At 61.6% G+C, this 25,821-nt stretch carries 22 protein-coding genes; 10 read left to right on the forward strand and 12 right to left on the reverse strand.

What is annotated here, in order from left to right:
- Nucleotides 1-7 precede the first annotated feature (7 nt).
- The 5 genes from L0U80_RS14670 to flhD form a co-directional block, all read right to left on the reverse strand.
- Nucleotides 8-382, reverse strand: coding sequence for a response regulator (locus L0U80_RS14670; RefSeq protein WP_233865265.1), 375 nt, complete (start codon nucleotides 380-382; stop codon nucleotides 8-10).
- 37 nt (nucleotides 383-419) lie between these two features.
- Nucleotides 420-1,544 carry a flagellar motor protein MotB gene (gene motB, locus L0U80_RS14675; protein WP_233865267.1) on the reverse strand — a complete coding sequence of 375 codons (1,125 nt, stop codon included), beginning with the start codon at nucleotides 1,542-1,544 and terminating at the stop codon, nucleotides 420-422.
- A 33-nt stretch (nucleotides 1,545-1,577) separates the two neighbouring features.
- Nucleotides 1,578-2,438, reverse strand: coding sequence for a flagellar motor stator protein MotA (gene motA / locus L0U80_RS14680; RefSeq protein ID WP_233865275.1), 861 nt, complete (start codon nucleotides 2,436-2,438; stop codon nucleotides 1,578-1,580).
- Nucleotides 2,439-2,617: 179 nt separating this feature from the next.
- Nucleotides 2,618-3,160 (reverse strand): flagellar transcriptional regulator FlhC, encoded by a 543-nt coding sequence (flhC, locus tag L0U80_RS14685; RefSeq protein ID WP_233865277.1) that lies wholly within the window; start codon nucleotides 3,158-3,160, stop codon nucleotides 2,618-2,620.
- 107 nt (nucleotides 3,161-3,267) lie between these two features.
- Nucleotides 3,268-3,585 carry a flagellar transcriptional regulator FlhD gene (gene flhD / locus L0U80_RS14690; protein ID WP_233865279.1) on the reverse strand — a complete coding sequence of 106 codons (318 nt, stop codon included), beginning with the start codon at nucleotides 3,583-3,585 and terminating at the stop codon, nucleotides 3,268-3,270.
- 559 nt (nucleotides 3,586-4,144) lie between these two features.
- On the opposite strand from flhD, the gene L0U80_RS14695 reads away from it, so the two are divergent.
- Nucleotides 4,145-5,212 carry a glycosyltransferase family 4 protein gene (locus tag L0U80_RS14695; RefSeq protein ID WP_233865281.1) on the forward strand — a complete coding sequence of 356 codons (1,068 nt, stop codon included), beginning with the start codon at nucleotides 4,145-4,147 and terminating at the stop codon, nucleotides 5,210-5,212.
- 186 nt (nucleotides 5,213-5,398) lie between these two features.
- On the opposite strand, the gene L0U80_RS14700 is transcribed toward L0U80_RS14695, so the two are convergent.
- Entirely contained in the window at nucleotides 5,399-5,695 is a 297-nt protein-coding gene (locus L0U80_RS14700; protein ID WP_233865283.1) for an H-NS histone family protein, read from the reverse strand.
- Nucleotides 5,696-5,983: 288 nt separating this feature from the next.
- Between L0U80_RS14700 and aqpZ the strand changes: the two genes are divergently transcribed.
- The gene (gene aqpZ, locus L0U80_RS14705) at nucleotides 5,984-6,703 is read left to right on the forward strand and encodes an aquaporin Z (RefSeq protein WP_233865285.1); all 720 of its coding nucleotides are present in this window, start codon (nucleotides 5,984-5,986) and stop codon (nucleotides 6,701-6,703) included.
- Nucleotides 6,704-6,859: 156 nt separating this feature from the next.
- Nucleotides 6,860-7,534 carry a histidine phosphatase family protein gene (locus tag L0U80_RS14710; RefSeq protein WP_233865287.1) on the forward strand — a complete coding sequence of 225 codons (675 nt, stop codon included), beginning with the start codon at nucleotides 6,860-6,862 and terminating at the stop codon, nucleotides 7,532-7,534.
- Nucleotides 7,535-7,546: 12 nt separating this feature from the next.
- On the opposite strand, the gene L0U80_RS14715 is transcribed toward L0U80_RS14710, so the two are convergent.
- Together L0U80_RS14715 and L0U80_RS14720 are read right to left on the reverse strand one after the other, a co-directional pair.
- Nucleotides 7,547-8,371 (reverse strand): Cof-type HAD-IIB family hydrolase, encoded by an 825-nt coding sequence (locus tag L0U80_RS14715; protein WP_233865289.1) that lies wholly within the window; start codon nucleotides 8,369-8,371, stop codon nucleotides 7,547-7,549.
- Nucleotides 8,372-8,497: 126 nt separating this feature from the next.
- On the reverse strand, nucleotides 8,498-9,382 hold the full coding sequence (locus L0U80_RS14720) for a glucosamine kinase nucleotide-binding domain-containing protein (protein WP_233865291.1): 885 nt from the start codon (nucleotides 9,380-9,382) through the stop codon (nucleotides 8,498-8,500).
- Between the two features lie 159 nt (nucleotides 9,383-9,541).
- On the opposite strand from L0U80_RS14720, the gene L0U80_RS14725 reads away from it, so the two are divergent.
- On the forward strand, nucleotides 9,542-10,144 hold the full coding sequence (locus tag L0U80_RS14725; protein ID WP_233865979.1) for a DNA-3-methyladenine glycosylase I: 603 nt from the start codon (nucleotides 9,542-9,544) through the stop codon (nucleotides 10,142-10,144).
- A gap of 164 nt (nucleotides 10,145-10,308) precedes the next feature.
- On the opposite strand, the gene rpsU is transcribed toward L0U80_RS14725, so the two are convergent.
- Both rpsU and L0U80_RS14735 read right to left on the reverse strand, forming a co-directional pair.
- Nucleotides 10,309-10,521, reverse strand: a complete 213-nt coding sequence (gene rpsU, locus L0U80_RS14730) for a 30S ribosomal protein S21 (protein WP_124151438.1) — start codon at nucleotides 10,519-10,521, stop codon at nucleotides 10,309-10,311.
- A 409-nt stretch (nucleotides 10,522-10,930) separates the two neighbouring features.
- Nucleotides 10,931-11,872, reverse strand: coding sequence for an aldo/keto reductase (locus L0U80_RS14735; protein ID WP_233865293.1), 942 nt, complete (start codon nucleotides 11,870-11,872; stop codon nucleotides 10,931-10,933).
- A gap of 263 nt (nucleotides 11,873-12,135) precedes the next feature.
- On the opposite strand from L0U80_RS14735, the gene L0U80_RS14740 reads away from it, so the two are divergent.
- The 6 genes from L0U80_RS14740 to L0U80_RS14765 all read left to right on the forward strand — a co-directional run bounded on the left by L0U80_RS14740 (nucleotide 12,136) and on the right by L0U80_RS14765 (nucleotide 22,683).
- Nucleotides 12,136-13,632, forward strand: coding sequence for a flagellin N-terminal helical domain-containing protein (locus tag L0U80_RS14740; protein WP_233865295.1), 1,497 nt, complete (start codon nucleotides 12,136-12,138; stop codon nucleotides 13,630-13,632).
- 177 nt (nucleotides 13,633-13,809) lie between these two features.
- Nucleotides 13,810-15,702: a flagellar filament capping protein FliD gene (gene fliD / locus L0U80_RS14745; RefSeq protein ID WP_233865305.1), complete on the forward strand. Its 1,893-nt coding sequence runs from the start codon at nucleotides 13,810-13,812 to the stop codon at nucleotides 15,700-15,702.
- Nucleotides 15,703-15,720: 18 nt separating this feature from the next.
- A complete protein-coding gene (locus L0U80_RS14750; protein ID WP_233865307.1) occupies nucleotides 15,721-16,020 on the forward strand; it encodes a flagellar protein FliT in 300 nt (99 codons plus the stop codon).
- Between the two features lie 143 nt (nucleotides 16,021-16,163).
- Nucleotides 16,164-18,749, forward strand: a complete 2,586-nt coding sequence (locus tag L0U80_RS14755) for a tetratricopeptide repeat protein (RefSeq protein WP_233865309.1) — start codon at nucleotides 16,164-16,166, stop codon at nucleotides 18,747-18,749.
- Nucleotides 18,746-21,829: an O-linked N-acetylglucosamine transferase family protein gene (locus L0U80_RS14760; RefSeq protein ID WP_233865311.1), complete on the forward strand. Its 3,084-nt coding sequence runs from the start codon at nucleotides 18,746-18,748 to the stop codon at nucleotides 21,827-21,829. The genes L0U80_RS14755 and L0U80_RS14760 overlap by 4 nt, the downstream gene beginning before the upstream one ends.
- Nucleotides 21,826-22,683 carry a hypothetical protein gene (locus L0U80_RS14765; protein WP_233865313.1) on the forward strand — a complete coding sequence of 286 codons (858 nt, stop codon included), beginning with the start codon at nucleotides 21,826-21,828 and terminating at the stop codon, nucleotides 22,681-22,683. Before L0U80_RS14760 ends, L0U80_RS14765 begins: the two co-directional genes overlap by 4 nt.
- A 108-nt stretch (nucleotides 22,684-22,791) precedes the next feature.
- Here the strand turns inward: L0U80_RS14765 and L0U80_RS14770 are convergent, their stop codons facing one another.
- Both L0U80_RS14770 and L0U80_RS14775 read right to left on the reverse strand, forming a co-directional pair.
- Nucleotides 22,792-23,718 (reverse strand): hypothetical protein, encoded by a 927-nt coding sequence (locus tag L0U80_RS14770; RefSeq protein WP_233865315.1) that lies wholly within the window; start codon nucleotides 23,716-23,718, stop codon nucleotides 22,792-22,794.
- A gap of 81 nt (nucleotides 23,719-23,799) precedes the next feature.
- A complete protein-coding gene (locus L0U80_RS14775) occupies nucleotides 23,800-25,821 on the reverse strand; it encodes a glycosyltransferase (protein WP_233865317.1) in 2,022 nt (673 codons plus the stop codon).

Raw genomic sequence — 25,821 nt, forward strand, 5'->3', positions numbered from 1 at the left:
GCGGCGTTCATCTGCACGTCTCGCCAAGCGCGCTCGCCAGATCGACGAGCACCTCCGGGTCCACCGGTTTTTCCATCCAGCCCGTCGCGCCAGCGTCGCGCAGGGCCACCTTGAACGATTCGTCCGACTCCGTCGTCAGCACGAGAATCGGCGTTTCGAGATACGAAGGATTCGCGCGCAACTGGCGGATCAGTTCGAGTCCACTCATGCGCGGCATGTGCAGATCCGTGAGCACGAGGTCGAAGTGCTGCGCGAGCGCGTGCTCCAGCCCTTCGTCGCCGTCTGTCGCCAGCGTTATGTCGTAACCCGCCTGGCTCAGCGCCGACTGCAGGATCTCCCGCATGGACGCCGAATCGTCGATCGCCAGAATGTTTCTGATCATCGGTTTCTCGCTCGCGCTGGTTCGCTGTCCGTATGCGTCACTGCGCCGCGCCTGCGGCGGCCGCTGGCGCAGGCGCAGTCTCCGCGTTCCCCGCGTTCGGCGTCGCCGGCGCGACCCGCACGGGCGCGGGAGCAACGGCGGGCGCGACTGCGGGTGCAACTGCAGGCGCTACGGGTGCAGCCTTCGCGCGCGCCGCACCGGGCGTGAACAAGGACAGGGGCGGCTTGCCGGTGCCGGCGGCATCGTCGGACAGCGTCGTCGTGGTTGCGTCGTCGCGCATCAGCGCGTCTTCCGACTTCTTGTTCAACACGATGATGCTGATGCGGCGGTTCTCCGGATCGAGCGGATCAGCCTTGTTCAGGTTCTGCGACGAAGCGAGGCCGATCACACGCAGCACCTTCCCGTCGTCCATCCCGCCCGCGACCAGTTCGCGGCGCGATGCGTTGGCGCGGTCCGCCGAAAGCTCCCAGTTGCTATAGCCCTTCTCGCCGCCCGCGTAGGGGACGGCGTCCGTATGGCCTTGCACGATGATGCGGTTCGGCACGTCGTTGAGCGTCTTGCCGATCGCCTGCAGGATGTCGCGCATGTACGGTTCGACGACGTCGCGAGCGGTCGCGAACATCGGCCGCTTCTGCGAATCGACGATCTCGATGCGCAGGCCCGTCAGTGTCGAGTCGATGCGAATCTGCTGTTTGTACTGGCGCAGCGTCGGGTTCGCCTCGATCGCCGCCATCAGCTTGACCTGCAGGTCGTGCAGGCGCACCTGCTCGCGACGTTCCAGCGAACCTTGCTGTTGCTTCGTGGCTTCGTCGTCGTTGGCATGTGTCTGGCTGCGCTCAGCCTGGGCCATCGAGCCGTCGCTGCGGCGCGTGACGCCCTGGCGGTCGGTCGAAACGTCCTTGCCGCCGCCCTTCAGGATGCTCGAATCTTCCGCGCTGCGATCGCCGCCCCAGAGCGCGACCTTGAGCGGCTGCTGGAAGTATTCGGCGATGCCGCGCAACTGCACCGTGGTCGCCGAACTCAGCAGCCACATCAGCAGGAAGAACGCCATCATCGCGGTCATGAAGTCCGCATAGGCGAGCTTCCAGGCGCCGCCGTGATGCGGGTTGTGCGCCTTCGCGGCACGCTTCACGACGATCGTGTGGCCTTTGTCCTTGCTCATCGGGCGCTCCCTTGCTTCTCCATCACGTCCGCCTTACTTTGCCTTCACGCGGCGCACGTGCTCTTCGAGCTCCGAGAACGACGGACGCTCGGTCGAGAACAAGACCTTGCGACCGAACTCCACGGCGATGGCGGGTGCGTAGCCGTTCAGGCTCGCGAGGATCGTCACCTTGATGCACTGGAACATCTTGGTCGATTCGGTCACGCGCTGCTCAGCGAGGCTGGCAAGCGGCCCGATCAGACCATACGAAAGCAGAATGCCGAGGAAGGTGCCGACGAGCGCTTGCGCGATCATCTCGCCGAGCACTGCGGGCGGCCGGTCGGCGGACGCCATCGTGTGCACGACGCCCATCACCGCGGCGACGATACCGAACGCGGGCATCGCGTCACCGACCTTGGCGAGCGCGTTAGCGGGCGCGGCGCCTTCGGCGTGGTGCGTTTCGATTTCCTCGTCCATGAGGCTTTCGATTTCGAAAGCGTTCATGTTGCCGCCCACCATCAGGCGCAGGTAGTCGGTGAGGAATTCGACGATGCGCGGGTCGGCAACGATCCTCGGATACTGCGTGAAGATCGGGCTCTTCATCGGTTCGTCGATATCGGCTTCAAGCGTCAGCGTGCCTTCCTTGCGGGCCTTGGCGAGCAGGACGTAGAGCAGCGCGAGCAGCTCCATGTAGACGTCCTTGTTGTACTTCGAGCCCTTGAAAAGCGCCGGAATGACGCGAATCGTCGACTTGATCGTCTTGACCCCATTACCCAGGATGAACGCGCCGACTCCCGCTCCAGCGATCATCAGCACTTCAACGGGCTGGAGTAGCGCCGCCAGGTGGCCGCCCGCCAGCGCATAGCCGCCGAAGACGGACAAGATCGTCACGAGTGTTCCCACGAAAATCAGCACAGCCGGGTCCTCACTTGAGAATGTGCCGCGAACCGCCATCGGCCCACGTCCTTAGCTGGTTTACGGCATCGTTGGGAAAAACTTTGGGATTGGTCGACGGGCTTTTGCGGCACGCCGGAATAGATATGGGGCCAGATTGCAGAAGCAGGCGCGCAAACGTTGCGGCGCGCTGCCGACGATCAGGTTATGGCGGGTGCCGGCTGACTCGCGCGGCGCGTGCGGCCCGCCCGCGAGGGCGGCTGACACAGGCCGCAGACGTAGCCGCGCTGCGGATCGTGCGCGTGCGCGACGAAATGCCCGCCGCAACGGCTGCACTGGGTCGTCTGCAGGAGCCCCGAAGCGAAGTAGCGCACGAGCGTCCACGCGCGTGTGAGGCTGAGCGCCGGCTCTTCGCCGAGGAGCCGCGTGTGTTCGAGATAGAGCCGGTAGCTTTTCACGATCGCGTGGATCGGCTCACAGCGCGCCTCGCGGCTCATGAACTGGAACGTGCTGTAGAACAGCGACGAATGGACGTTGGGTTGCCACGTCATGAACCAGTCGGTCGAAAACGGCAGCATGCCCTTGGGTGGTGACTCACCCTTCACCTCTTTATAGAGGCGGATAAGCCGGTCGCGCGAAAGCGAAGTTTCCGCTTCGAGCAACTGCAGCCGCGCGCCGAGTTCGATCAGTTCAATCGCCAGGGCGACTTCCTTGACCTCGAGTACCACGCTCCTGGTCGCCATAGATCCCCGACGATTTCCGGAAATGAAGCAGCACCCGGCGGCGGGCCGGATGCAACGAAGCGCCGCGCCGCGCCTTTCGCGGGCGGCGCTGCAGGACTGCGGCAGAATCAGGCGAGCTGTGCCACGGGCTGGCTGGCCATCAGGATGGCCGCGTGGGTCTGTACGGACTTGCCCTTGTCGGCGAGCGAACTGAGGATGGCGTGATCGTCGAACCGGAAGCGGCAAAGCACCTGGTTCGAGGCGGCGAGCCGAACCGCTTGCGCCAGTGTGAGATTGACGAGGACATCAGCGAGCTGCTCCGAGATCCCCATGCGAAACATGCCGGTCGGCCTGTCTTCGCGCAACAGGCGTTGCGCCAGCAACAGATACGACAGGTTGACTTCCCTGATCTCGCTGAGCATGTCGCTCTGCGTCGTCGCGCTCATTGATTCCCCCGAATTTGAATCTTGGCAGCTGGTCAAGCTGGTTGCGAAAACGTTTGCTCGTTCGCGCCTAGTAAAACCCTGGCGAGCGGCCCGCTTTTGGTCGTCCATGCATTGTGGTGACACCGGACCCAATTGGAAATTGGGGGGACACCGCGACGATTTGCGAGAAATTGCTGCGCTGTCGCGTAAGAATTTTTCTGACAAAAACTGTTAAATGGGGGCGAGACAGGCACGCGCTCATGCGAGGTACATAAGCGGCATCGGGGGCGCGGATTATAGAGCTTTTTCGTTATCCCGTAACACGAGTGTGGTCATGAGTCGGCACGCGGCTTGCTGCATGCGCCGGCCCTTCCACGGCACAAGCGCCGCGAAATGCCCTTAACGCGCCTGTTTCCCGCTGTAACAACTTTAAGCGATTGAAAAAGGACTCGTCTCGATGACGCAACTGCCCATAATCGTGCTCAGGGATAACCCGATAGCGCAGCGTACTCGATGCTCGCACGCGGGGCAGTGACCAGAAGAGACACTCCCCCGGCCCGTCAACAAGGAGAACATGCCCATGCGAATCGCACAGATTGCGCCGCTCTACGAAGCCGTTCCGCCGAAGCTTTACGGCGGCACCGAGCGCGTCGTGTCCTACCTGACTGAAGCGCTCGTCGATCTCGGCCATGACGTGACGTTGTTCGCCAGCGGCGATTCGGTCACATCGGCGAAACTCGAAGCGGCGTGGCCGCGTGCGCTGCGACTCGACCCGACGATCCGCGACGCGATCGCGCCGCACATGGTGCTGCTCGAACGCGTGCACCGCGTCGCCCACGAGTTCGACGTGCTGCACTTCCACCTCGATTACCTGCCGTTCCCGCTCTTCTCCACGCTCGATACACCGTTCGTCACCACTCTGCACGGCCGTCTCGATCTGCCCGAGCTGCAGCCGGTGTTCGACACGTTCACAGACGCACCGGTGATATCGATTTCAGATTCGCAGCGCCAGCCGCTGCTTCAGGCCAACTGGCAAAGCACGATCTACCATGGCCTGCCCGGCGGCCTGCTCACACCGCAGACGGACCGCGAACCGGAGTACCTGGCCTTTCTCGGCCGCATCTGCCCGGAAAAGCGGGTGGACACGGCCATCCGGATCGCGGCGCAAAGCGGCCTGCCGCTGAAGATCGCGGCGAAAGTCGACAAGGTGGACCGCGATTACTTCAAGGCCGAGATCGAACCGCTGCTGTCGCTGGCGCACGTCGAGTTCGTCGGCGAGATCGACGAAACGCAAAAGCCCGCGTTCCTGTCCGGCGCGAAAGCCCTGCTGTTCCCGATCGACTGGTCCGAGCCATTCGGCCTCGTCATGATCGAAGCGATGGCCTGCGGCACCCCCGTTATCGCATTCAATCGCGGCTCGGTGCCTGAAGTGATCGATCCGGGCGTGACGGGTTTTATCGTCGAGGATGTGCAAGGCGCGGTCGCCGCAGTCCAGAATCTCCATTCGCTTTCGCGCATTGCGATTCGCGAGCAGTTCGAACGCCGTTTCACGTCACATACCATGGCCCGCAATTATGTCGACACTTATAGCGCGCTCATCGAAGCCGAACGCCGGCCAATGCTGCGCCGTGTCGCCGCTGGGGGATGAATGGCGCGCCGCACGTAACGTTGAGATAACCCCGACGAATACGCCACTTGAATCGTTTGCGTACAACTTTATTCGCGTAATTACGGTGTTTGCGTAAAAGAAAAAGCCGCATGTCACCATGCGGCTTTTTTATCGCATAAGTCCTGCTGCACGCACTGCCGGCGCACAGAAGGAATGTCTGCGCGTTTAACCGATCAGATAGCGTTCACGATTCTTGCCCGCAATCCATTTTGGCGGTTTGCCACGCCCGCTCCAGGTCGCCCCGGTCTTCGGATCCTGATAGCGCGGCGGCAGCGGCGCCTTTTTGGGCGGCCGCCCGCGCCGGGCCGCCGCGGCGAACCCCAGATCCTGGGCGCTCAGTCCGTATTCGGCGATTTTTTCGCGGATCATCGTGATCACATCCGCAATTTCGGTACGCCGCGCCTCTTCGGCCTGCGCCTGGAGCCTGGCGATCTGGGCTTTGAGTTCTGAATATTGCGACATTCCACTCCCCCTTTTTCATTAAGAAGCTAGCCGACTCGAACGGAGATTAGTCGTAAATACGGGAATTCGCAATCACGATTAATACGGTTTTATCAGCCTGTTTCCCGATTTAACGATTGATCGCCCGAAGTGAAATCCGGCAACCGTCTAACGCAAATATGCGATCAATAGGTTCGGAATTGACAATGCTTGACACCCGTCGATCAGTTGACTGCCTAGAATCGGTCACTGGCTTGAGCCGGGCTTTTTTACCGGCCTTTTCAATTCGACTTTTTGAGGTGTCACACGATGCACTTATCCAAACGACTCGCAGCCGAAATGTTCGGCACTTTCTGGCTCGTACTCGGCGGCTGCGGTAGCGCCGTGCTCGCCGCCAGCTTCGCTGGCCCCGTTCATGGCCTCGGAATCGGATTCGTGGGCGTCGCGCTGGCGTTCGGGCTTACCGTGATGACCATGGCGTTCGCCATCGGCCACATTTCCGGTTGCCACCTGAATCCGGCGGTAAGCGTCGGCCTCATGGTCGCCGGCCGGTTCCCCGCGCGCGACCTCGTGCCGTACATCGTCGCGCAGGTGATCGGCGCGGTGATTGGCGCGGCCGTCCTCGCGTGCATCGCCTCCGGCAAGCCCGGCTTCGACCTCGTGGCGAGCGGCTTCGCGACGAACGGCTATGGCGAGCACTCGCCGGGCGGCTATTCGCTGATGGCCGCGTTCCTGTGCGAAGTCGTCATGACGGCCTTCTTCCTGTTCGTGATCCTCGGTGCCACCGACAAACGCGCGCCCGCCGGCTTCGCGCCCATCGCGATCGGCCTGTGCCTCACGCTGATCCACCTGATCTCGATCCCCGTCACGAACACGTCGGTGAACCCGGCGCGCTCGATCGGTCCGGCGCTGTTCGTCGGCGGCGAGGCGATCTCGCAACTCTGGCTCTTCGTGATTGCGCCGGTCGTCGGCGCGGTGATCGCGGGTGTGATCTATCCGGCGATTGCAGGCCGCCGCGAGGCAGTCTGACCGGTTCGCAGCGGGCAGCCCTGCCGAGCGGGGCCGCCCTCTCAAGCAAACGGGCGCGATGTGAACCATCGCGCCCGTTTTCGTATCCGCGGCAGTGCCTACGGACGCGCTGCTAGAATCGGGCGACTCACCGGCTTCCCCCTCACGGCCCGCACCATGGCGCACTCCCCCGCATCGCTTCTCCGCATCGTCCTGGCCCTCGTTGTGACGGCGAGCGCTTGCGCACATGCGGCAGACGCCCCCCAAGCCCCCGACACACCCGGCGCGACGGGAAACATCGAAACACTCGTGTTCGTGCGCCACGCCGAAAAACCACCCGCGGGCCTTGGCCAGTTGAGTTGCAAGGGGCTGAACCGCTCGCTGGCGCTCCCGGCCGTGATCGCCGCGAAATACGGCAAGCCCGACGCGATCTACGCGCCGGATCCGGGCGAGCGCAAAGACGACAGCGGCCAGCCGTACTACTACGTGCGCCCGCTCGCGACAATCGAACCGACTGCGATCCAGTTCGGTCTGCCCGTGCAGACGCCGTACGGTTTTTCTCAGACAGCGGCGCTTAATGACGCGCTCGTGAATCCGAAGTGGCGCAACCGGACCGTGCTAGTGGCCTGGGAGCATCGCGAAATCGAAAATCTGGTGCGACAGATCGTGGGCGCGCACGGCGGCGAGTCGCACGATGTGCCCGAATGGAAGAGCGCCGATTTCGACAGCATCTACGTCGTGCGGATCGACTGGAGCAGCGGCACGCCGCGCGCGCGTTTCTCGCACGAGCGCGAAGACCTCGATGGCCGCGCCGACGACTGCCCCTGCGCCGCCCTGTCCCCCGCGCAGTAGCGCTCCGTCCCGTTACAACGACGCGCGTTCGTCACCGAGCGCGAAAAGCTTGCGCAGATGACGGGCGACGCCCGCCTCGAAGTTGTTGCCGATGCGCGGAACCATGGGCAGGCGCGCGATGAGATCGGGATTCGCGTTGTTCATCATGAACGGATGCCCGGCTGTTTCGAGCAGGTCGATGTCGTTCATGTTGTCGCCGAACGCGATGCAACGGGCGGCCGCAATGCCGATCCGATCGAGCACGACGCGCAGCGCGCGCCCCTTCGAGACCCCCTGGGTCATCACTTCGAGGCAGTCCGGCAGCGAGTAGGTGACGTAAAGCGATTCGCCGAACTCGTGCGCGAGCCGTTGCTCGATCTGCGCGAGATCGGCCGGGTCCCCGACATAGAGCGCCTTGCCGATGCCCACGCCATCGTGCGCGCGCAAGTCCGTCACATGCCAGGCGAAGCCCGATTCCTGGTGGAAAGTGAGCATTTCGGGCGCCTCGCGGTTGATGAGCCAGGCGTCGTCGGAAAAGAGGCTCACGATTACGCGGTCGTGCGTGCCGGCCACGTCCGGCGCTACGAGGCGCCGAATCGTCGATTCAGGCAGGTTCGCGGCGTGGATCAGCGTGTCGTCCGGCGCATGGACGCGCGCACCATTCGATGTGATCAGATACGGCCGGATGCCCAGCCGGTCGCGGATACCGGCGACGTCGCAGTAGTGGCGCCCCGTGGCGATGATGAACTGCAGACCTTGTTCGTCGAGCGTCTTGAGGGTGGCAACCGTAAATGAATCGAGCTGGTGATCGGAATTGAGCAGCGTTCCGTCGAGATCGGTTGCAATGACCTTGTACATGGGAGTTGGGCAGCAGGCGTGAAGCATTTGATCCTAACATCGGCGGGCTAATGTTGCGCCGCGGGCACCGGCCCGCCTTCCCGATGCCACGCTCCCCGATGGCGCCCTTCCCGCCCGCTTTGTCCCCTAAGCCCCAGCCAGCCGCGCAGCTTCGCGTTGCGCAAGCCTGAGTGCGCCGCTGGTGGAATCGGCGAGGGGCGGGCGCAGCCGGTCACGCACCACCTGCGGCACCCATTCGCGCAACGGCTGGCCAAGCCCGCCAGACAACGCGGCAGGCAACGCGGCCGTGGGATCGAGCGCGCCGATCAGTTGCGCAATGGCTTCGCCCGCCTCGGCCAGCAGCTTAGCGACGAACGGGTGCTCGCGGTGCGCGAGAACCACGGGTGCAAGGCTCGCATAGGCGGTCTGGTTAGCCGCGCACAACCACACGATGAGGCTGTCGCGGTCGGACGAACGGGTATGGGCGAGCAAGGCCTGCGCGAAGGCGTCTAGCGGTGCGCGGCCGTCGAGTGCCTGTTGCGCCCAGACTATCGCGCGCAGCCCGAACCAGGCTCCGCTCGCCTCGTCGCCCGCGGGAAAGCCGAAGCCGCCCGCGATGCGGCACGCGCCCGCGGCGTCGAGCGCTGCCGCGATGCTGCCGGTGCCGAGCGCCACCACTACACCCGGTTCGCCGCCGTGAGCGCCGAGCAAGGTCGTGTACGCGTCGCTTTCAACGGCGAGGCCCGCGACGGGCGGTGCCTGATCGCGAAACGCGGCCTGCCAGTCCGGATTGTTCACGCCCGCGAGACCGCAGCCGAGCACGCAGCGCGACCAGTCCAGCGTGAGCCCCGCGTTGGCAAACGCGGCGCGGCAACCCGCCTCGATGGATTCCCACGCGCGTGCGATGCCGAGCCCGAGGCCCGATGGCCCGGCGGCAGCGCGCGCCAGTTCCACACCGTTTGCGTCGCCGAGCGCGACGCGCGTGCCGGTGCCGCCGCCGTCCACGCCGATCAGCCAGGTATAGGTCTGCATGACAATGAGTACCGTGTCCGTTGCGTTATGAGTCGTGCCGCAGAGACTAACGGCTCTGCGACTTTCACACAATCGGCCGGATGGCCAGGGTGGTGAGGCGATCGCGATCCGCTATGCTGGCGTGGCCAGAACGAACCGTAGCAAGGAGAAATCGACGTGATTGACGTAACACAGCGCTGCAACTGGGCGACGACTGAAGCGCTCGCGCACTATCACGATACCGAATGGGGCGTGCCGTCGCGCGACGACCAGCACCTGTACGAAATGCTCGTGCTGGAGGGCGCGCAGGCAGGTCTCTCGTGGTCCACGATCCTGAACAAGCGCGAAGGATACCGCCGCGCGTTCGCGGGCTTCGACATAGAGAAGGTTGCGCGCTTCACGCCGAAACACGTCGAAACGCTCATGCAGGATGCCTCCATCGTGCGCAACCGCGCCAAGATCGAGGCAACCATCCTCAACGCGCGTGCGGTCCAGCAGATCCAGGCCGAGCATGGCTCGCTCGCGAAATTTATCTGGTCGTTCGTGAACGACACGCCGATACAGAACGACTGGCGCTCGTACCGAGACGCGCCGGCATCCACCGAAATATCGGATGCACTCAGCAAGGCGCTCAAGAAATACGGCTGCAAATTCGTCGGCACGACGATCTGCTATGCGTTCATGCAGGCAGTGGGCATGGTGAACGACCATCAGCACGACTGCATCTGCCGCACGAGCTGCGCGGCACAAGGCAAGAAACGCCGCGCGGCGGGGAAAACCTGATCGGTGGGCACAATGCGCGTCGCAAGCAACGGCGCGTGTGAATCGGAACGTAAGGCCGGAACCAAGGGCCGGCCCCAAACCGCCGCTCCAAAAGCAAACGGCGGCGCAGCTTCGAACGAAGCATGCGCCGCCGTCTGGCGGAACGCTAGAAAGCGCGAAAAAGCTTAGTGGAGCTTCTTCGGCAGCTGTTGGCTGCGCAGGCGCTTGTGCAGGCGCTTAACAGCCGCTGCCTTCTTGCGCTTGCGAACGGCCGTCGGCTTTTCGTACGACTGGCGCTCGCGCAGTTCGGCGATCAGGCCGTTCTTTTCGATTGCACGGCGGAAGCGGCGGATCGCAACTTCGAACGGCTCGTTTTCTTTCAGAAGAATCGTCGTCATGTTTGGCTACTAGCTAAATAAGTTAAATGGGCACACTCCATACCGGAGCGGCTACCGGGAACACCTCCGGCGCAGCATCGGCGTGCGCGCCCGGATGATATTTCCCTGTTTTCTACTTTCCCTGCCTGAGGTACCCGCACTAACTGCCTGTGGTACCTGTGGTTCACCGCGGCAAGAATCACCCCCTAGGACCGCGCCGAACCAGAAAATTGGTTGAATCCGCGACTATACCAGAAAATCTTCGAGCCAAAAAGAATTTTCTCAATCCTGCCAAAGACTTACTCGTGCGGAGCCTCCATGGCCACCTGGTTTGGGCTTGCCAGCCGTGTACCACCAGCGGGCCAACCTCGTACCAAACTACCAAACCACGAAACTACCAAAGCGACCGCACCCCCGCCCCACGCACGCCTCAGGCGCTTGCGTCATTGAGCGCCTGGATATCGGCGGGAGCGAGCCTCAGGCTCACCGCGGCCACCAGACTCTGGAGCTGGTCGAGTGAAGTCGCGCTCGCGATCGGCGCCGTGATGCTCGGCCGCGCAATCATCCACGCCAGCGCCACAGCGGCCAGCGTCGCACCGTGCCGCTCTCCGACGTAGTCGAGCGCCGCAAGAATGCGGATACCACGATGATCCAGATATTTCTCGACGCGCGAGCCGCGCGCGCTCTTCGCCAGATCTTCGCGCGACCGGTACTTGCCCGACAGGAAGCCGCTCGCGAGACTGTAATAGGGCACGACCGCCAGCTTCTGCGCGAGTGCGACCGGTTCGATATCGGCTTCGTAGTGCGCGCGGTCGTACAGGTTGTATTCAGGCTGAATAATCTGATAGGCGGGCAGTCCCGTTTTCCGCGACACGGTCAGCGCCTCCTCGATGCGCGCGCCGCTGAAGTTCGATGCGCCGATCACGCGAACCTTGCCTGCGTCGATGAGCCGCTGATACGCCCCCAGCGTCTCCTCCAGCGGCACCTTCGGGTCGTCCTCGTGGGAAAAGTAGACGTCGATGTAATCAGTCTGCAGCCGCCGCAACGAGTCCTCGACGGCCGCCGCGATGTTGGCCGCCGACAAGCCCGGGCGCCGCGCGGACTTCGCCACCTTCGTTGCAATCACCACCTTGTCGCGCTTGCCGCTCTTCGCGAGCCACTGACCGATGATCGTCTCCGACTCGCCGCCCTGATTGCCCGGCACCCAGGCCGAATAGACGTCGGCGGTATCGATGAAGTTGAGGCCGGCGTCCGTGAAGGCGTCGAGGATCGAGTGCGAGGTGGCGACGTCGGCGGTCCAGCCGAAGACGTTACCGCCGAACATCAGTGGCGCAACCTGCAAGGCGGAAGTGCCGATCCGGCGCTGTTCCATAGGTGATGTCTCCGTGATTGCCGGGCCTGCGGGCGAGCCCGATTCGTCGAGTAAAGCCGAGCATACGCCGGCTCCGGGCGGGCTGCAGCGAGGCGGCGCAAGCGCCATGCGCGGCGCATTCGACCCGCAAATGTTTGCATCCGCCCCTCAAGTTTTGTTTACGGGGGCCGTCATCCTTCACTGAGGCGGCCAGCAATGAAGTGTGCTTCCGCCGATTGCAACGTGGCTCAAGTTCACAGACTAAAGCCTCAACGGAGAATTCCATGCTCTCGATTAATACCAACGTATCGTCGCTGATCGCACAGAACAACGTGACGAACACGGGCAGCGCGCTTACGCAAGCTATCACGCGCCTCTCGTCGGGCAAGCGCATCAACAGCGCAGCTGACGATCCCGCAGGCATCGCGATTGCCAGCACGCTGCAAACGTCGATCAACGGCCTGAACCAGGGTGTTTCGAACGCGAACAACGCGGTTTCGATGGTTCAAACCGCTGGTTCGGCACTGATGCAGATCCAGAACGCACTGCAGTCGATCTACCAGGCTGCCGACGACGCACTGGGACCGGATAACACGTCGGCCAACATGGCGTCGTACCAGAAGACGGTTTCGCAGCAAATCGCTGAAGTGAACCGTATCGCTTCGCAAACCACGTTCAACGGCCTGAACCTGCTGAACGGCACGGCTGGCATCCTGCACGTGCAAGTTGGCGTGGCTGTCGGCCAGACCGTTTCGCTCGACCTGAGCCAAAGCCTCTCGGCTGCCAACCTCGGCGGCGGCTATGTCCAGGCTGGCAACACGCTCGGCCAACTGACCGGTGTGAACCTGAACTCGGACGGCTCGGAAAACACCTCGGGCAATCCGGGCTCGATCACGTCGATCAACGTGATGTCCAACGGTTCGGGCGGCTTCATCTTCACCGACCAGAACAACCAGGTCATCTCGTCGGGCGCTTCGGCAAACCTGTTCAAGAGCGTGACGACCAGCGGTGTGACGACGCTCCAACTGAACGCCGGCGGTACCAGCGGCCTGGTGCAGAGCAAGGCCGTCACGGCGATCAACGCGGCGTTCACCGCCACGGGCGCTTCGGCTCTTTCGGGCACGGTGTTCGGCACGATCTCGGGCCTCAACGTCGATCCGTCGACGGGCAAGACCGAAACGACGCCGGGCACGGCTGGCGTGATCACGTCGGTTTCGGTCCAATCCAACGGCAACGGCGGCGAACTGTTCTACGACCAGAACGGCAACCAGCTCTCCAACAGCGCGGTTAACGGTCTGTTCGGTGCCACCAGTGGCGCTACCCTGGCGCTGCAAGGTAACATCGAAAACACGTTCGACGGCGAAAGCGTCGCAACGGGTACGGACGTCGGCGGTGTCGCAACCTCGGCTGCCGACGTTTCGGGTGTGTTCTCGACCCTCGGTCAGATCAACACGAACAACACGCCGACCAACGTTGCAAGCATCAACGTCAGCACGACGGCTGGCGCGAACCTCGGCCTCGAAGTCGTCAACAACGCACTGGCAACGATCGCCAACCAGCTCGCAACGCTCGGCTCGGTGCAGACCCGCTTCACCGGCCTGGCAACGGCTCAGCAATCGGCTTCGACGAACATGTCGAGCGCACAGTCGACGATCCAGGACGCGGACTTCGCGTCGGAATCGGCAGCCATGAGCAAGGCACAGGTTCTGCAGCAAGCTGGTATCTCGGTGCTGGCACAGGCTAACTCGCAGCCGCAGCAGATCCTCAAGCTGCTCCAGTAAGGCCGCATGCAGTAAGCTCTCGCCTCTCTCACGAGAGGCGAGCACGGACAAGCGGCCGGGTTCGCCCAGCGCTTGTCCGTTTCGCTTTGTTTCGGGGCGCGTGCAGATTCGCGCGCACCCCTTCCCGAATTTTCGGTCCAGACCGCGCATTGGTCGGGACCAGACGAGGAGTCAGCTGTGTCGACCATTTCCGGAACTTCGAGCACATCCACCAGCGTGTCATCGGCCCAGTCGGCCGCACAGACAGCGTCGGCAGCCGCGCAGCAGGCGCTGCTCGAAGCAGGGCAATCGCTGATCAGCGGCTCCACCGGCAATACCTCGATCGATCCGCAGACCATGGTCACCGCGCTCGTCAATGCGAAGGTGGCCGGGCAGCAGGCTTCGCTGCAGATCGAAGCGGCGAACGATAACCTGCAAATCTCCAATATCGGCCAGTTGTCCGCTTCGCTGGCGATGTTGCAGGGTGCGCTCACGCCGCTCCAGAACGGCTCGCTGATGAGCGCGTTCACGGCGACCACGAGCGGCAGCGGTATCACCGCGACCGCCGGTTCGGGCGCCTCGGCCAGTTCGTATTCCGTGTATGTCGGGCAGATCGCCCAGACGCAGAGCATCACGTCTGCGCCCATTTCAGTCGCCAATACCGCGGCGATGGGCACCGGCACGATGACGCTCTCGGTCGGCAGCCAGTCCATGACGATCAACATCGGCTCGAGCAATAACAGCCTGAGCCAGATCGTATCGGCCATCAATTCGTCGACCAGCAACCCGGGCATTTCGGCGTCGATCGTTACCGGCTCGGACGGCTCGCACCTTGTGCTGAGCTCGACGCTGACGGGCGAGGCGAACACGATCAACGTGTCGGTCAACGCCGATTCGTCCACAAGCGCGCTGGCCAAGCTCGGCGGCGTGCAGACGATCCAGGGCGGCACCTATGCGTCGGCGGGCATTGCTAGCGCCACGACGGCGAGCGGCGACGGCTCCACGCTGACCATCAGCGCCGGCAGCAGCTCGTTTACAGTCACGCCGGCGGCCGGCGATACGCTGGCGAACATCGCATCCGAAATCAACACGGCCGGTGCCGGCTTGAACGTAACGGCCAGCGTTGTCACGGACAGCAGCGGCCAGCAACACCTCGTGGTTGCCCAGCAGGGCGCTAACTCGTCCTCGCCGGTGAAGGTCACGGCGAATGCCTCCTCGTCCGGCTCGACGGATTCGACGCTCACGGCAATCGCCACGGCGCTGCCGGCCTCGACCGCCGCGCCGACCACCGGCACGGCAGTCGGCGCATCGTCGATCATCTCGCTCTCCGGCGCCGGCTGGAGCCAGACGACGGCCGCACAAAGCGCCCAGCTCACGATCAACGGCACGCAGGTCACGAGCGCGCTGAACACCGTCAACGCGCTGTCCGGCGCGACGCTGAGCCTCTCGTCGGCTGCAGTGGGCACGAACCAGACGCTGACCATCGCGCAGGACACGACCACGATGGCGAGCGAGATCAGCAGCTTCGTATCCGACTACAACACGGTGATCAGCACGATCGCCTCGCTGACGAAGTTCGACTCCAGCAACCCGACCGGATCCGGCACGATGCTCGGCGACTCGATGATCAACGCGATCACGTCGAGCTTCGGCACGATCATCGGCAGTCGCGTCAAGGGCTCCGGCGTGACGGCCACGCTCGCCGACCTTGGCATCACGCTGAACTCGGACGGCACGCTGTCGCTCAACTCGACGACGCTCAACAACGCTTTGCAGAACAATTCGTCGAAGGTTGCGGCGATTTTCAATTCGACCAACGGCATCGCCGAGCAGCTCAACGCGAAGCTCAAGACGTTTACGCAGGACAACGGCGTCATCGCCCAGCGCGAGACGGCGTTGAGCAACGACCTGAACAGCGTCACGAAACAGACGACCCAGTTGCAGACGTATATCGCCCAGCTGACGTCGATGTATCAGAGCCAGTTCACGATGCTGAACGACATCATGTCGAAGACCAACAACGAGACCGAGTATCTGACGCAGCTGTTCGGCGGCGCCAACAACACCGGCACGTTGAACAAGAGCTCGTAAAGCAGGGCAAGCCATAGCATGAACATGCCCGATCTGCTCCGGCGGGTGCTCGATCTGACGCTTCAGATGGAGCACGCCGCCCAACTGGACGACTGGGAAAGCGCCGCGCGTCTCACGCGCGAGCGCAACCCGCTTCTCATGTCCCTCGGCAAGCCAAAGTCGCCCGAAGCCCTCGCCGCCATCGAGCGGATCCGGAACGTTACGGTCGCCATCAACCAGCAAGCCGAGACGGCCTGCTCGGAGCTTTCCGCCGAGTATCGTGCGGCGATGAGCAAGACTACCGGCGTTGCCGCCTATCAGCGCGGAGCCGGGTTCTAGACCTGCCTTATCCGGCCCCGGGCCGCAAACCGGGGCCGCATATTCCCCGTCCGAATTGCCGGACAATCCCGCCCCTCCTTGGTCAATTGCCGCGCAGAGCCCGCGGCTACACTGGGCAGCCATGCTTCTTAGCCTGCCCTGTCATGACCGCCACGCCGACTGCTCTCACCGATTCGGGTAACGCCGAAGCCGCTTCCCTTACGGCCACGCTGTCGGCCGATCAGCGCGCCACGCTCGTGCGCGACTTCGTCGCCACGATCGACAAACTCACCGCGATCGAGCAGCACGACGACGCTTGCGCCATCGCGCGCCAGATGACGCAATTTCTGCCGGATGAGGGCTATGGCTGGAAGACGCTGGCCTACGACCGGCTGCGTCGCGGGGATCTGCCCGGGTCACGCGATCTGCTGCGCCGGGCCGCACCGTTGCTGCCGCAGGACGCGCAGCTTGTCACCCACCTGACGGCCGCCGAGGCGCTGCACGCAGCCGCAGCGGCAAGCAGCAAGGGGCAACATGAAGAAGCTGCCCGCCAGTATGAGACCGTACTGGCCGTCTATCCCCACTATCCGGACGCGAATCACGGGCTCGCGCTTGCCCTGCTCGCACTTGGCCGGCCACACGATGCACTGCCGCGACTCGAAACGGCGATCGGAATCAACCCGAACAATGGCCAATACTGGGCGAACTATGTCGATGCGCTGATCCACGCCCAACGGCTAAAGGCCGCGTGGGTCGCCCTCGAACTCGGGCAGCGTCACGGCTTGCAGGGGCCTGTGGTGGATGGACTGATCAACCTGATGAGCGTTCTGTCGAACCAAGGCAACTACGCAATCCAACGCCCCCTCTCCCCTGCTTCGCCGGAAGGCTTGACACAGCAACTGCAAACCCAGCCAGACACGGAAACCACTCGGCGCAACATCAAGAAGCAGGAACCGACGCGCAAACAGCTCGAGTCAATCGCATTGCCGTACAACGCTCGACGCTTTGACGTGGCCGAAAAAAATGCGCGTGTATTTCTCAAGCAATTTCCCGATCACGCGCTGGGAACAAAGGTGCTTGGAGTCGCGCTGTATTCCCTCGGAAAGATGGATGCCGCGCGAGAGGCGCTGGAAGTTGCGTACGCGTTGAATCCGGAGGACGCCGACGTACTGCAATCCTACGCGGCCACGCTTGAAGCGCGAGCCATGCACAACGATGCATTGGTGGTTGCCCAAAGACTGGAGGAATGTCACCCGGACCACTCCGAAGGCGCCCGGCTGAAGGCCATCATCCTGACCTCGCTCGGGCGTCTCGACGAAGCCGAGCGAAGCATCGCACGTGCATGGGAGGTTACGACCGAGCCAGCGCTCGTCGCCACCACTCAGGGTGCGGTCTACCTCAAGCAGGGGCGCCTCGACGACGCAGCCGAGGTCTTCCGGCTGGCGCTACAGCATGTGCCCGACGACAAAATCAACTGGAGTAACCTGCTGTTTACGTTGATGCACAACGAAGCCGTCAGCGCAACGCAGTTATTCGCCGAGCACCGCCGCTTCGGCGAGCATTTTGAACCGAGATTGCGAACGCAGTGGCACGAGCATCCAAATACGCGCGACCCGGGCCGCAAACTGCGCATTGGCATCATCTCAAACGACCTGCGCAATCATGCGGTCGCGAGTTTCCTGTTGCCAGTACTGCCCGGTCTGGCGAACGACTCCAGTCTTGAGCTCTACACGTATTCCAACACGCCCGGAAGCGATCACATCACCGAAAAACTGCGTGTGCATTTCGCGCATTGGCGCAATATCAGCAGGGTGCCCGACGCTGAGGTCGTCCAGCAGATTCGAGCCGACCGCATCGATATTCTGATCGATCTGGGCGGGCACACGGCGGAGAACCGCCTGCTTGTGCTGGCGCGCAAGGCCGCACCGCTTCAGGCGTGCTGGATCGGCTATCCCGGCACCACGGGATTGAGCGCCGTCGACTATTTTCTCGGGGACCGCTTCTGGGTGCCAAATGATGCGTTTCGTGCGCGCTTCACCGAAAAAATCGCCTATCTGCCCGCTGTCGCCCCCTTCCATCCGGAAGAAAACGCACCGCCAATCAATTTACTGCCGGCCTTGTCCAACGGCTATCTGACCTTCGGAAGCTTCAACCGGCTAGAAAAACTACGGCGCCGCACGATCGCCTTGTGGGCGCATTTGCTACGCGAGCTCCCCACCGCGCGCATGCAAATCGGCGCGATGCCGAGTGATGGAACCGGCGCAGACGAATTGCTGGCGTGGTTTGACGAGGAGGGTATCGCCCGCGAGCGGCTCGACTTCCGCTCGCGTAGCACGATTGCGGTGTTCCTGCAGCAGCATTACACGGTTGACGTGTGTCTCGATACGATCCCTTTCGGCGGCCTGACCACGGCACTTCAATCGTTGTGGATGGGTGTGCCGACACTGACCCTCGCTGGCGAAACCGTCCCGGGACGCAGCGGCGCGGCGGCAATGAGCCACGCTGGTCTGGAGCGCTTCGTCGCCTCCGGCTCCGAAGATTTCGTGCAACGCGGCGTAGCGCTGGCCCATGACATCCCGATGCTGGCCGAACTGCGCGCCACCATGCGCGAGCGCTGCCTCGCCTCGCCAATGTTCCAGCCGGACGTCATCGCTCAAAGCGTGAGCCGCGCGTTGCGCACGATGTGGCAACGATGGTGCGCTGGACTCCCCGCGGAAACCTTCGACGTATCCGCACAGGACACGCAATGACAACCGTCGGTCATTCGCTTGCCGAGTCCACCGCGCTGGCACAGCAATTTCAGGCGACCATCGAAATGCTGATCGCCCGCGAGGAATTCGATCAGGCCGAGGCGCTCTCGCGCCAGATGACGCAACTTTTGCCCGACGCCGGCTACGGCTGGAAGGCGCTGGCGTTCCTGCGTCTTCGCGACGGCGACCTGATCGGCGCGTACGAGCCGATGCGCCGAAGCATGGCGCTCCTGCCCGCGGACACTGATCTTCATCCGCACTGGGCCGCCGTCTGCGCCGCGCACGAGCAAGCCACACAGCCAGCGCCGCTCGCCGGCACGAACCACGCGGCCGCCCTCCCGACGCGAGCACAAGGGGAAGCGGCAATCGCGTTGTTCGACACCGGCCGGTTCGAAGAAGCCGACTCTGCGGCACGTTCTCTGATCGAACAGTTCCCTGCACACCCGCTCGGCTGGAAAATACGTGCGCTCACCTTGTATCGACTGGGCCAGCATCAGGCTTACGAACCTTATCTGCGGCGCGCTCACGAACTCATCCCTGAAGACCCGGATGTATTGCAGCTCTACGCAGCACTACTCGAAGTCAAAGGGAACCACGAGGAAGCGGAGAGCATCTGCCGCAAGCTGCTCGAAGTCGCACCCGGACATGCAGAGGGCACGCGCCTGCTCGGCGTCGTTCTGATGACCACCGGACGCATGGGCGAGGCGGAGCCGCTCCTGCATCAAGCCACGAAACTGGCGCCCGAATCGGCGCTCGCGTGGAACTCGCTCGGCTCGTTCTACCAGCGTCTCGGTCGCGTCGACGCCGCCGCCGAACAGTTCCTGCGCGCGCTCGACCATGAACCCGGCGGCGCCGGCACCTGGAGCAATTTGCTGTTCTGTCTCACGCATGGCGAAGGCATCGACCCCGACGCGCTGTTTGCCGCGCATTGCGGCTTCGGCGAACAGTTCGAAGCGCCGTTCAAGCCGCATTGGCCGCGCCATGCGAATTCACGCGAGCCCGAACGCGCGCTGCGCGTCGGCTTCGTTTCCGCAGATCTGCGCCGTCACGCGGTCACCAACTTCCTCGAACCGGTCTTGCCGTATCTCGCACGCGACCCCGGCCTGCGCCTCTACGCATACTCCAACACGGTAGGCCGCGACGAAGTCACCGAGCGGCTACGCAGTTATTTCGCCGAATGGCGCGACGTCAGCGATAAGGACGACGCGGCCTTTGTGCAACTCGTCGAAGCCGACGGAATCGACATCCTGATCGATCTGTCCGGACACACCGGCTACAACCGGCTGCCAGCGCTCGCGCGCAAACCCGCCCCCGTGCAGGCAAGCTGGATCGGCTACCCCGGCACGACCGGCCTGACTGCGATCGATTACTTTCTCGCGGATCGATTCTGGACACCGATCGCGCAATTCGAAGCCCTGTTCACAGAGAAAATCGTCTGTCTGCCAGCAGTGGCACCGTTCCGGCCGGAACAGGAAGCGCCGCCCTTGAATACGCTGCCGGCCCTGCGCAACGGCTACGTGACCTTCGGCAGCTTTAACCGCATCAACAAACTGCAGCGCGATGTGGTCACGCTCTGGGCTCACCTGTTGCGCGCCGTGCCGACCGCCCGCCTGAAGATCGCCGCGATGCCTGTGGACGGCAATCTCGAAACGCAATTGGCCGCCTGGTTCATGGAGGAAGGTATTACACGTGAACGGCTCGATTTTCAGCCGCGCGTATCCGTGGCCGAGTTTCTGCAACTGCATCACGAAGTCGACATCGCGCTCGACACGCTTCCGTTTGGCGGCCTGACCACGGCACTGCAGTCGCTGTGGATGGGTGTTCCAACGCTGACGCTTCCCGGCAGGACCGTACCGGGACGCAGCGGAGCGACCGTGATGGGGCACGCCGGACTCGAACAATTCGTGGCGACAAGCGCGCAGGACTTCGTGCTGCGCGGAGCGGCACTCGCCGCCGATCTGCCCGCGCTGGCCGAACTTCGCGCGGGCATGCGCGAACGCTGTACCGCGTCACCGATGTTTCAACCCGAAGCGCTCGCACGCGGCGTTATCCGGGCACTGCGTACGATGTGGCGGCACTGGTGCGAAGGGCAAATGCCACGGTCTTTCGAAGTGCCTGGCGAATCCCCCCTTGAACTACCTGCTGGCGCCACTGCAGCCAAAACGGGTGAGCCGCCGATGGATCGCGCCATTGGTAACACGCACGATCACTCGCGGGGCATCAGGACGAAGAATTTCATCCACCAGATCTACTACTCGCCAGAAACCCGCGCGGCGCTCGATCCGGGCTTTATTCCGCTCGATAACACAGGGCAGCGGCCGGACTGGTACGAATACTGGCCAATTCGCCGTTTTCTGCGTGAAAACGCGCTCGATCCGAATGCGCGCTACGGATTTTTTTCGCCGAAGTTTCAGGAGAAGACCCAGCTCACATCGGCGCAGGTTGCTGAGTTTCTCTCGAGCACGCCCGACGACGTGGACATCGTTACGTTCTCGCCGAACTTCTGGCAGGCGGCCTTTTTCAAGAACGTCTTCGAGCAGGCCGAGTCCTGGCACAAGGGTATCCGCCCAGCGCTAACCGGTACGATCTCGCTGCTTATGCCGGGCACGAACGCCGAAGACTTTCTGAACAACCTGGTCATGAGTTCGGCGCAGACGGTCTACTGTAATTATTTCGTCGCCAAACCGCGCTTCTGGCAGCGCTGGCTCGCGCTGTGCGAGTTGATTTTCAATGCGGCTGAGGTGGAAAACAACACCGAACTTGGCCGCCAATTGAACACCCCAGTATCCTACCGGCCCGAGATGCCCGCCCGGATATTCGTGATCGAACGGATCGTCTCGCTCATTCTGAGCGTCGAGCAGACCGCGTGGAAGGTACGAAATTTTGACTCCACCAAACTGCCTGGCCATACGATCACAGGTGCCCATTTCGGCAAATTTCTCGAACTGGACGCGTTGAAAATGGCTGCGATCAAGACAGGCATTCGCCGGCACCACGATAAATACCTCGAGTTGCGCGACGACCTCATCAAGTGTGAATTGGCTCGCGCCGCCGACGGCGGTAAGCAGAAGGTTTCATGAAGAACCACATCTACCAGATCTTTTATTCCGACCAGACTCGCGGCATGATCGAGCCGGGCTTCATTCCGCTCGACAACACAGGACAACGGCCGGACTGGTACGAATACTGGCCAATCCGTCGCTTCCTGATCGAAAACGCACTCGATCCCGAAGCCCGCTATGGCTTCTTTTCGCCGAAATTCAGGCAAAAGGCGGGGCTGAGTTCTGCGCAGGTCGAGCAGTTTCTGGCCGGTACGCCCGACGACGTGGACGTCGTGACGTTTTCTCCCTACTTCAGCAATATCGCGTTTTTCAAAAACGTGTTCGAACAGGCTGAATACTGGCATCCGGGTATTTCGCCGACACTCGCCGGTGTGATGGCCTTGATCGCACCTCATCGAGACAGCGCAACGTTGATGAACGGCCTGGTGATGAGCACCGCGACGACGGTGTACTGCAATTATTTCGTCGCTAAACCGCGCTTCTGGCAGCGGTGGCTCACGCTGTGCGAAAAGATTTTCGCGGTTGCCGAGGCGGGGAATACAGAACTTGCGCAGCAACTGAACAGCGACCGCCATTACGTGCTGCCGACACCGGCCAAGGTATTCGTGATCGAACGCATCGTATCGATCATCCTGAGCACCGAGTCCGTCGAATGGAAAGTCCGGAATTACGATTCGACAGCGCTGCTCGCGGACAACGGCCTGCTGGATGGTAAATACCGCGAGGAAATGGTCACCCTCGATGCCCTGAAATACGCGGCTGCCGCGACGGGCATTCGCGCGTATTACGACCGATTCGTCGAGGTGCGAGAACGGCTGATAGCACGGTATCGTGAGGAGGCTGCGGCGGTCAGCCCCGTCCGCGCAAACTGAACGGGTCGAGCCAGGTAATCGCGCTATGTGCCCAGGTGCCGCACGCCATGCCGACCGACCGTCTGACAAGCTACACAACGCCCGCAGACGGCGCCGCTGCCTCCCGTTTCACATTATTGGTCGTCCTTCGTTGCGACCATACGTCACGTAGTGCTGATACCCAGATTTAATCCGACCTGTGGCAATCGCTTCGACAATGTCGGGATTGGCCGCTAGATATGCCTGTTCGTCCCACGCATCAGTAGAGGTAGCCACGGATTCGTTGTCGGATTTCCCCATAGTGCCGTAGGGTTTATGTTGGGTTGCCTTGACGGGCATGCCTCCCGGAACATATTTCTGCGTGTCGCCAACGGTGTGCATGTAGCCGAAATATTGTGCAGGAATTTCTTGTACTGAACTGAACAATACCCGCTTGAGCAAAAAGCTCCCCAGCCTTTCGTTACAAAAGTCGAGCGAGCGACGGTTGTAAGGGTCAAACGAGCTGGGCATATGTGAGCGCAGAAAGGTGACGCAAACCCGCTCAAGTTTTTCGATGATGGTCAGAAAAACCTCGGTTGGGAAAATCCCGCATTCAACGCCACAGGGAATTAGAGTGTCATCTGCGAAAAACAATGACGACTCCTCCGGTGTCAATACGCCAAGCTCCACCGCAATCGCCACATAACGCAAAAGATCAGAAATTTTGTGCACCGCGGCGAATTGTCGATACAGATTGCCCACTCTAACCGGTTGGGCAAGCAGATACGGTGTCTGGACGTTGGCCGCGAGTGCGGTGAAGTCAATCTGCGCGGCGGCGGCGGCATCCAGCACAAACATGCCGGGATAATTGGAAGCCGGGTTGCCAAACGCTTGGGGAGCAATAAATTTCCGATGAAGCATGAGGCAGATACGACCATCTGAAACATTGTTTTTTTTCAGTATTCGCGCAATAGCGAACGCGCCTGACGCGCCAGCAAGAAAAGGATGCAGGGCATCCAGTTCGTCAGCAATTTCGCTCACATGGTAGCCCGCTGGAAAATCCCGATATTCACCCATGCCGATAAAGCATGTGTCTTTGGGGAGCGGGAAAACGGGTGGCAAATGGCAAAGGCAAAAGATACGCATGATTTTTATGGGTCAGCGGCGGCCTGCTTGCGCCAGAAGATTGTTGGTAATGCCCTCTAGGTGCCGCCTGGATAAACCTCTCATGGACTGCAACTTTTCAAGCAACACCGTTAATCCTGGAAACCAGGCATTAGCATTTTCGAATGCATTGTTCCCATGTTGAATATGGCAAGCAACATAATTATCGACATACATCACAGGACAAAACGCAGCGACGCGCAGCATGAAATCCAGATCTGCCACATAATGCGCCTGCACGTCGAACCCGCCAACGTCAAGAAACGCAGCGGTTCGCGTTAATGCGCCGTTTGAGGCGGGATGCTGCCGATACGTCATTTCCACCGCCCCTTCTCCCGCACTGTAACGCCCCGGTTTCATCACTGCAGGTGCGTTAGCCATATGTCTGCCAACGGCATCCAAAATATAGGTCGTGCCAAAACACATGCCCAATTCGGGGTCGTTCTCAAGATGAGGGAGTATTGTTGCGAAAAACTCAGGGAGCAACTGGTCGTCGTCACTCAAGACCACAAAGTATTTTGTGTCAATGCGCTTGATGAGCGATTCCCAGTTGCCCAGCATCCCGATGTTTTCTTTATGGCGAAAATACTGAATGCGGCTATCCTGCGCGATCAATTCAGTCATGACTTCGCGGGTATGGTCGGTAGAGGCGTTGTCCGAAACAATTAGTTGCCAATCCGCGAAGGTTTGCCCCAATACCGAGCCTACGGCGGCTTTCAGCATCTCCGCGCGGTTAAAGGTGGGAATCAGCACCGTCACCAATGGTTGCTTTTTCTCCTGGTCAGTCAATTTCACGTCCAATTCCACATCTTTTGGCCGCTGACCAATCAAACGCGCAGGCACCCCTCCCCATATCTCGAACGCGCCTACCTCACCCCTGACCACGCTGCCCGCCGCAATGATGGCACCTTGTCCGATATGCGTGCCATCAAGAATAGTCGAGTTAGCGCCAATCCACACATCATCCTCAATCACCACGCCCCCTTTGCTGGGCATGAATCCTTGATGCCGCATGACCTCCTGCCGGGACAAATAAGCGTGATTAGTCGGCGCGATAACGCAGCCCGGGGCGATCAACACGTAATTGCCGAGCGAAATGCCGTTGCCCGAGAAAAGCGTGCAATGGGCATTGATGTAGCAATGCTCCCCGATTTTTACGTCGCCCGAGCCACCAACGGCCTTGATGACGACGAAGTCATAGATTTGCGTTTGCGCGCCGATGGTAAACAACGAGCCCTTTACCGAAGGCTGGATCACCGCATTTTCACTGACATAGGCGGTTGGATGAATCGCCAGACCATTATGCGGAACACTGATGTTGCTGCTCGTGGCCTCCGCCTTCATCAACACGCCTTGTCCGGTGGGCAGGCTCAGCACGGACAATCCGCGCTTTGCAGCAAACGCATCAAAAGCATCACGCTGATCCCTGCACACCTCCCATCCATAATCATCAAGTAGCATGACCCCGCCATCAACCATCAGCGGCCAAAGGTACTCGGCGGCAGCCATTTCAGACTTTACGTTGTTCATGTCGATATGAACAAAGCAGAATTTTTTTGATTCAACCTGTCTAAAGGTGTCTGGAACAAGACCGCGTATCGGATAAACATTGGGAAACGCGTTGAATGTCTGAACAACTGCCTGATAGCATTCGCTGTAATAATTTTTTAACGGCTGAAAATGCGCGCGCTCACGTTCGGACAAGACCGAATTCGGAATCCCTTCATAAGTGTCGAGCAGGTAAAAGCGCTTTGCGCCAATTTGCTCCGAGCAATACGAAAGAATGGAGCGGGCGATACCGCCACGATTAACACCGCACTCGATCAAGTCACCTTCGCGCTGCATCGCGCGTTCCGCAAACCAGCACGCAACGTGCACACGCCAATGAATAGCCGCACCGCTCCAAGAACCTGTTGCTTCGCCCGCCGCATAAGCCGTGGCGAAACGCGGGTCGCTCATCCACCCTGTATTGTGGTTAGTGGATAAGCCATCCTGGTTGTATGAATATTCACGCAT

Source organism: Paraburkholderia adhaesiva (assembly GCF_021390575.1).
Classification (GTDB): domain Bacteria; phylum Pseudomonadota; class Gammaproteobacteria; order Burkholderiales; family Burkholderiaceae; genus Paraburkholderia; species Paraburkholderia adhaesiva.

Excerpts from the sequence above, each read along its gene's own strand:
- L0U80_RS14700 (WP_233865283.1), bottom strand. The coding sequence starts at position 5,695 with ATGTCGCAATATTCAGAACTCAAAGCCCAGATCGCCAGGCTCCAGGCG.
- L0U80_RS14760 (WP_233865311.1), top strand. The coding sequence starts at position 18,746 with ATGACAACCGTCGGTCATTCGCTTGCCGAGTCCACCGCGCTGGCACAG.
- L0U80_RS14710 (WP_233865287.1), top strand. The coding sequence starts at position 6,860 with ATGGCGCACTCCCCCGCATCGCTTCTCCGCATCGTCCTGGCCCTCGTT.
- L0U80_RS14770 (WP_233865315.1), bottom strand. The coding sequence starts at position 23,718 with ATGGGTGAATATCGGGATTTTCCAGCGGGCTACCATGTGAGCGAAATT.
- flhD (WP_233865279.1), bottom strand. The coding sequence starts at position 3,585 with ATGAGCGCGACGACGCAGAGCGACATGCTCAGCGAGATCAGGGAAGTC.
- L0U80_RS14740 (WP_233865295.1), top strand. The coding sequence starts at position 12,136 with ATGCTCTCGATTAATACCAACGTATCGTCGCTGATCGCACAGAACAAC.
- L0U80_RS14720 (WP_233865291.1), bottom strand. The coding sequence starts at position 9,382 with ATGCAGACCTATACCTGGCTGATCGGCGTGGACGGCGGCGGCACCGGC.
- L0U80_RS14765 (WP_233865313.1), top strand. The coding sequence starts at position 21,826 with ATGAAGAACCACATCTACCAGATCTTTTATTCCGACCAGACTCGCGGC.
- L0U80_RS14670 (WP_233865265.1), bottom strand. The coding sequence starts at position 382 with ATGATCAGAAACATTCTGGCGATCGACGATTCGGCGTCCATGCGGGAG.
- aqpZ (WP_233865285.1), top strand. The coding sequence starts at position 5,984 with ATGCACTTATCCAAACGACTCGCAGCCGAAATGTTCGGCACTTTCTGG.
- motB (WP_233865267.1), bottom strand. The coding sequence starts at position 1,544 with ATGAGCAAGGACAAAGGCCACACGATCGTCGTGAAGCGTGCCGCGAAG.
- L0U80_RS14750 (WP_233865307.1), top strand. The coding sequence starts at position 15,721 with ATGAACATGCCCGATCTGCTCCGGCGGGTGCTCGATCTGACGCTTCAG.
- L0U80_RS14715 (WP_233865289.1), bottom strand. The coding sequence starts at position 8,371 with ATGTACAAGGTCATTGCAACCGATCTCGACGGAACGCTGCTCAATTCC.
- L0U80_RS14755 (WP_233865309.1), top strand. The coding sequence starts at position 16,164 with ATGACCGCCACGCCGACTGCTCTCACCGATTCGGGTAACGCCGAAGCC.
- L0U80_RS14695 (WP_233865281.1), top strand. The coding sequence starts at position 4,145 with ATGCGAATCGCACAGATTGCGCCGCTCTACGAAGCCGTTCCGCCGAAG.
- rpsU (WP_124151438.1), bottom strand. The coding sequence starts at position 10,521 with ATGACGACGATTCTTCTGAAAGAAAACGAGCCGTTCGAAGTTGCGATC.
- L0U80_RS14775 (WP_233865317.1), bottom strand. The coding sequence starts at position 25,821 with ATGCGTGAATATTCATACAACCAGGATGGCTTATCCACTAACCACAAT.
- flhC (WP_233865277.1), bottom strand. The coding sequence starts at position 3,160 with ATGGCGACCAGGAGCGTGGTACTCGAGGTCAAGGAAGTCGCCCTGGCG.
- L0U80_RS14735 (WP_233865293.1), bottom strand. The coding sequence starts at position 11,872 with ATGGAACAGCGCCGGATCGGCACTTCCGCCTTGCAGGTTGCGCCACTG.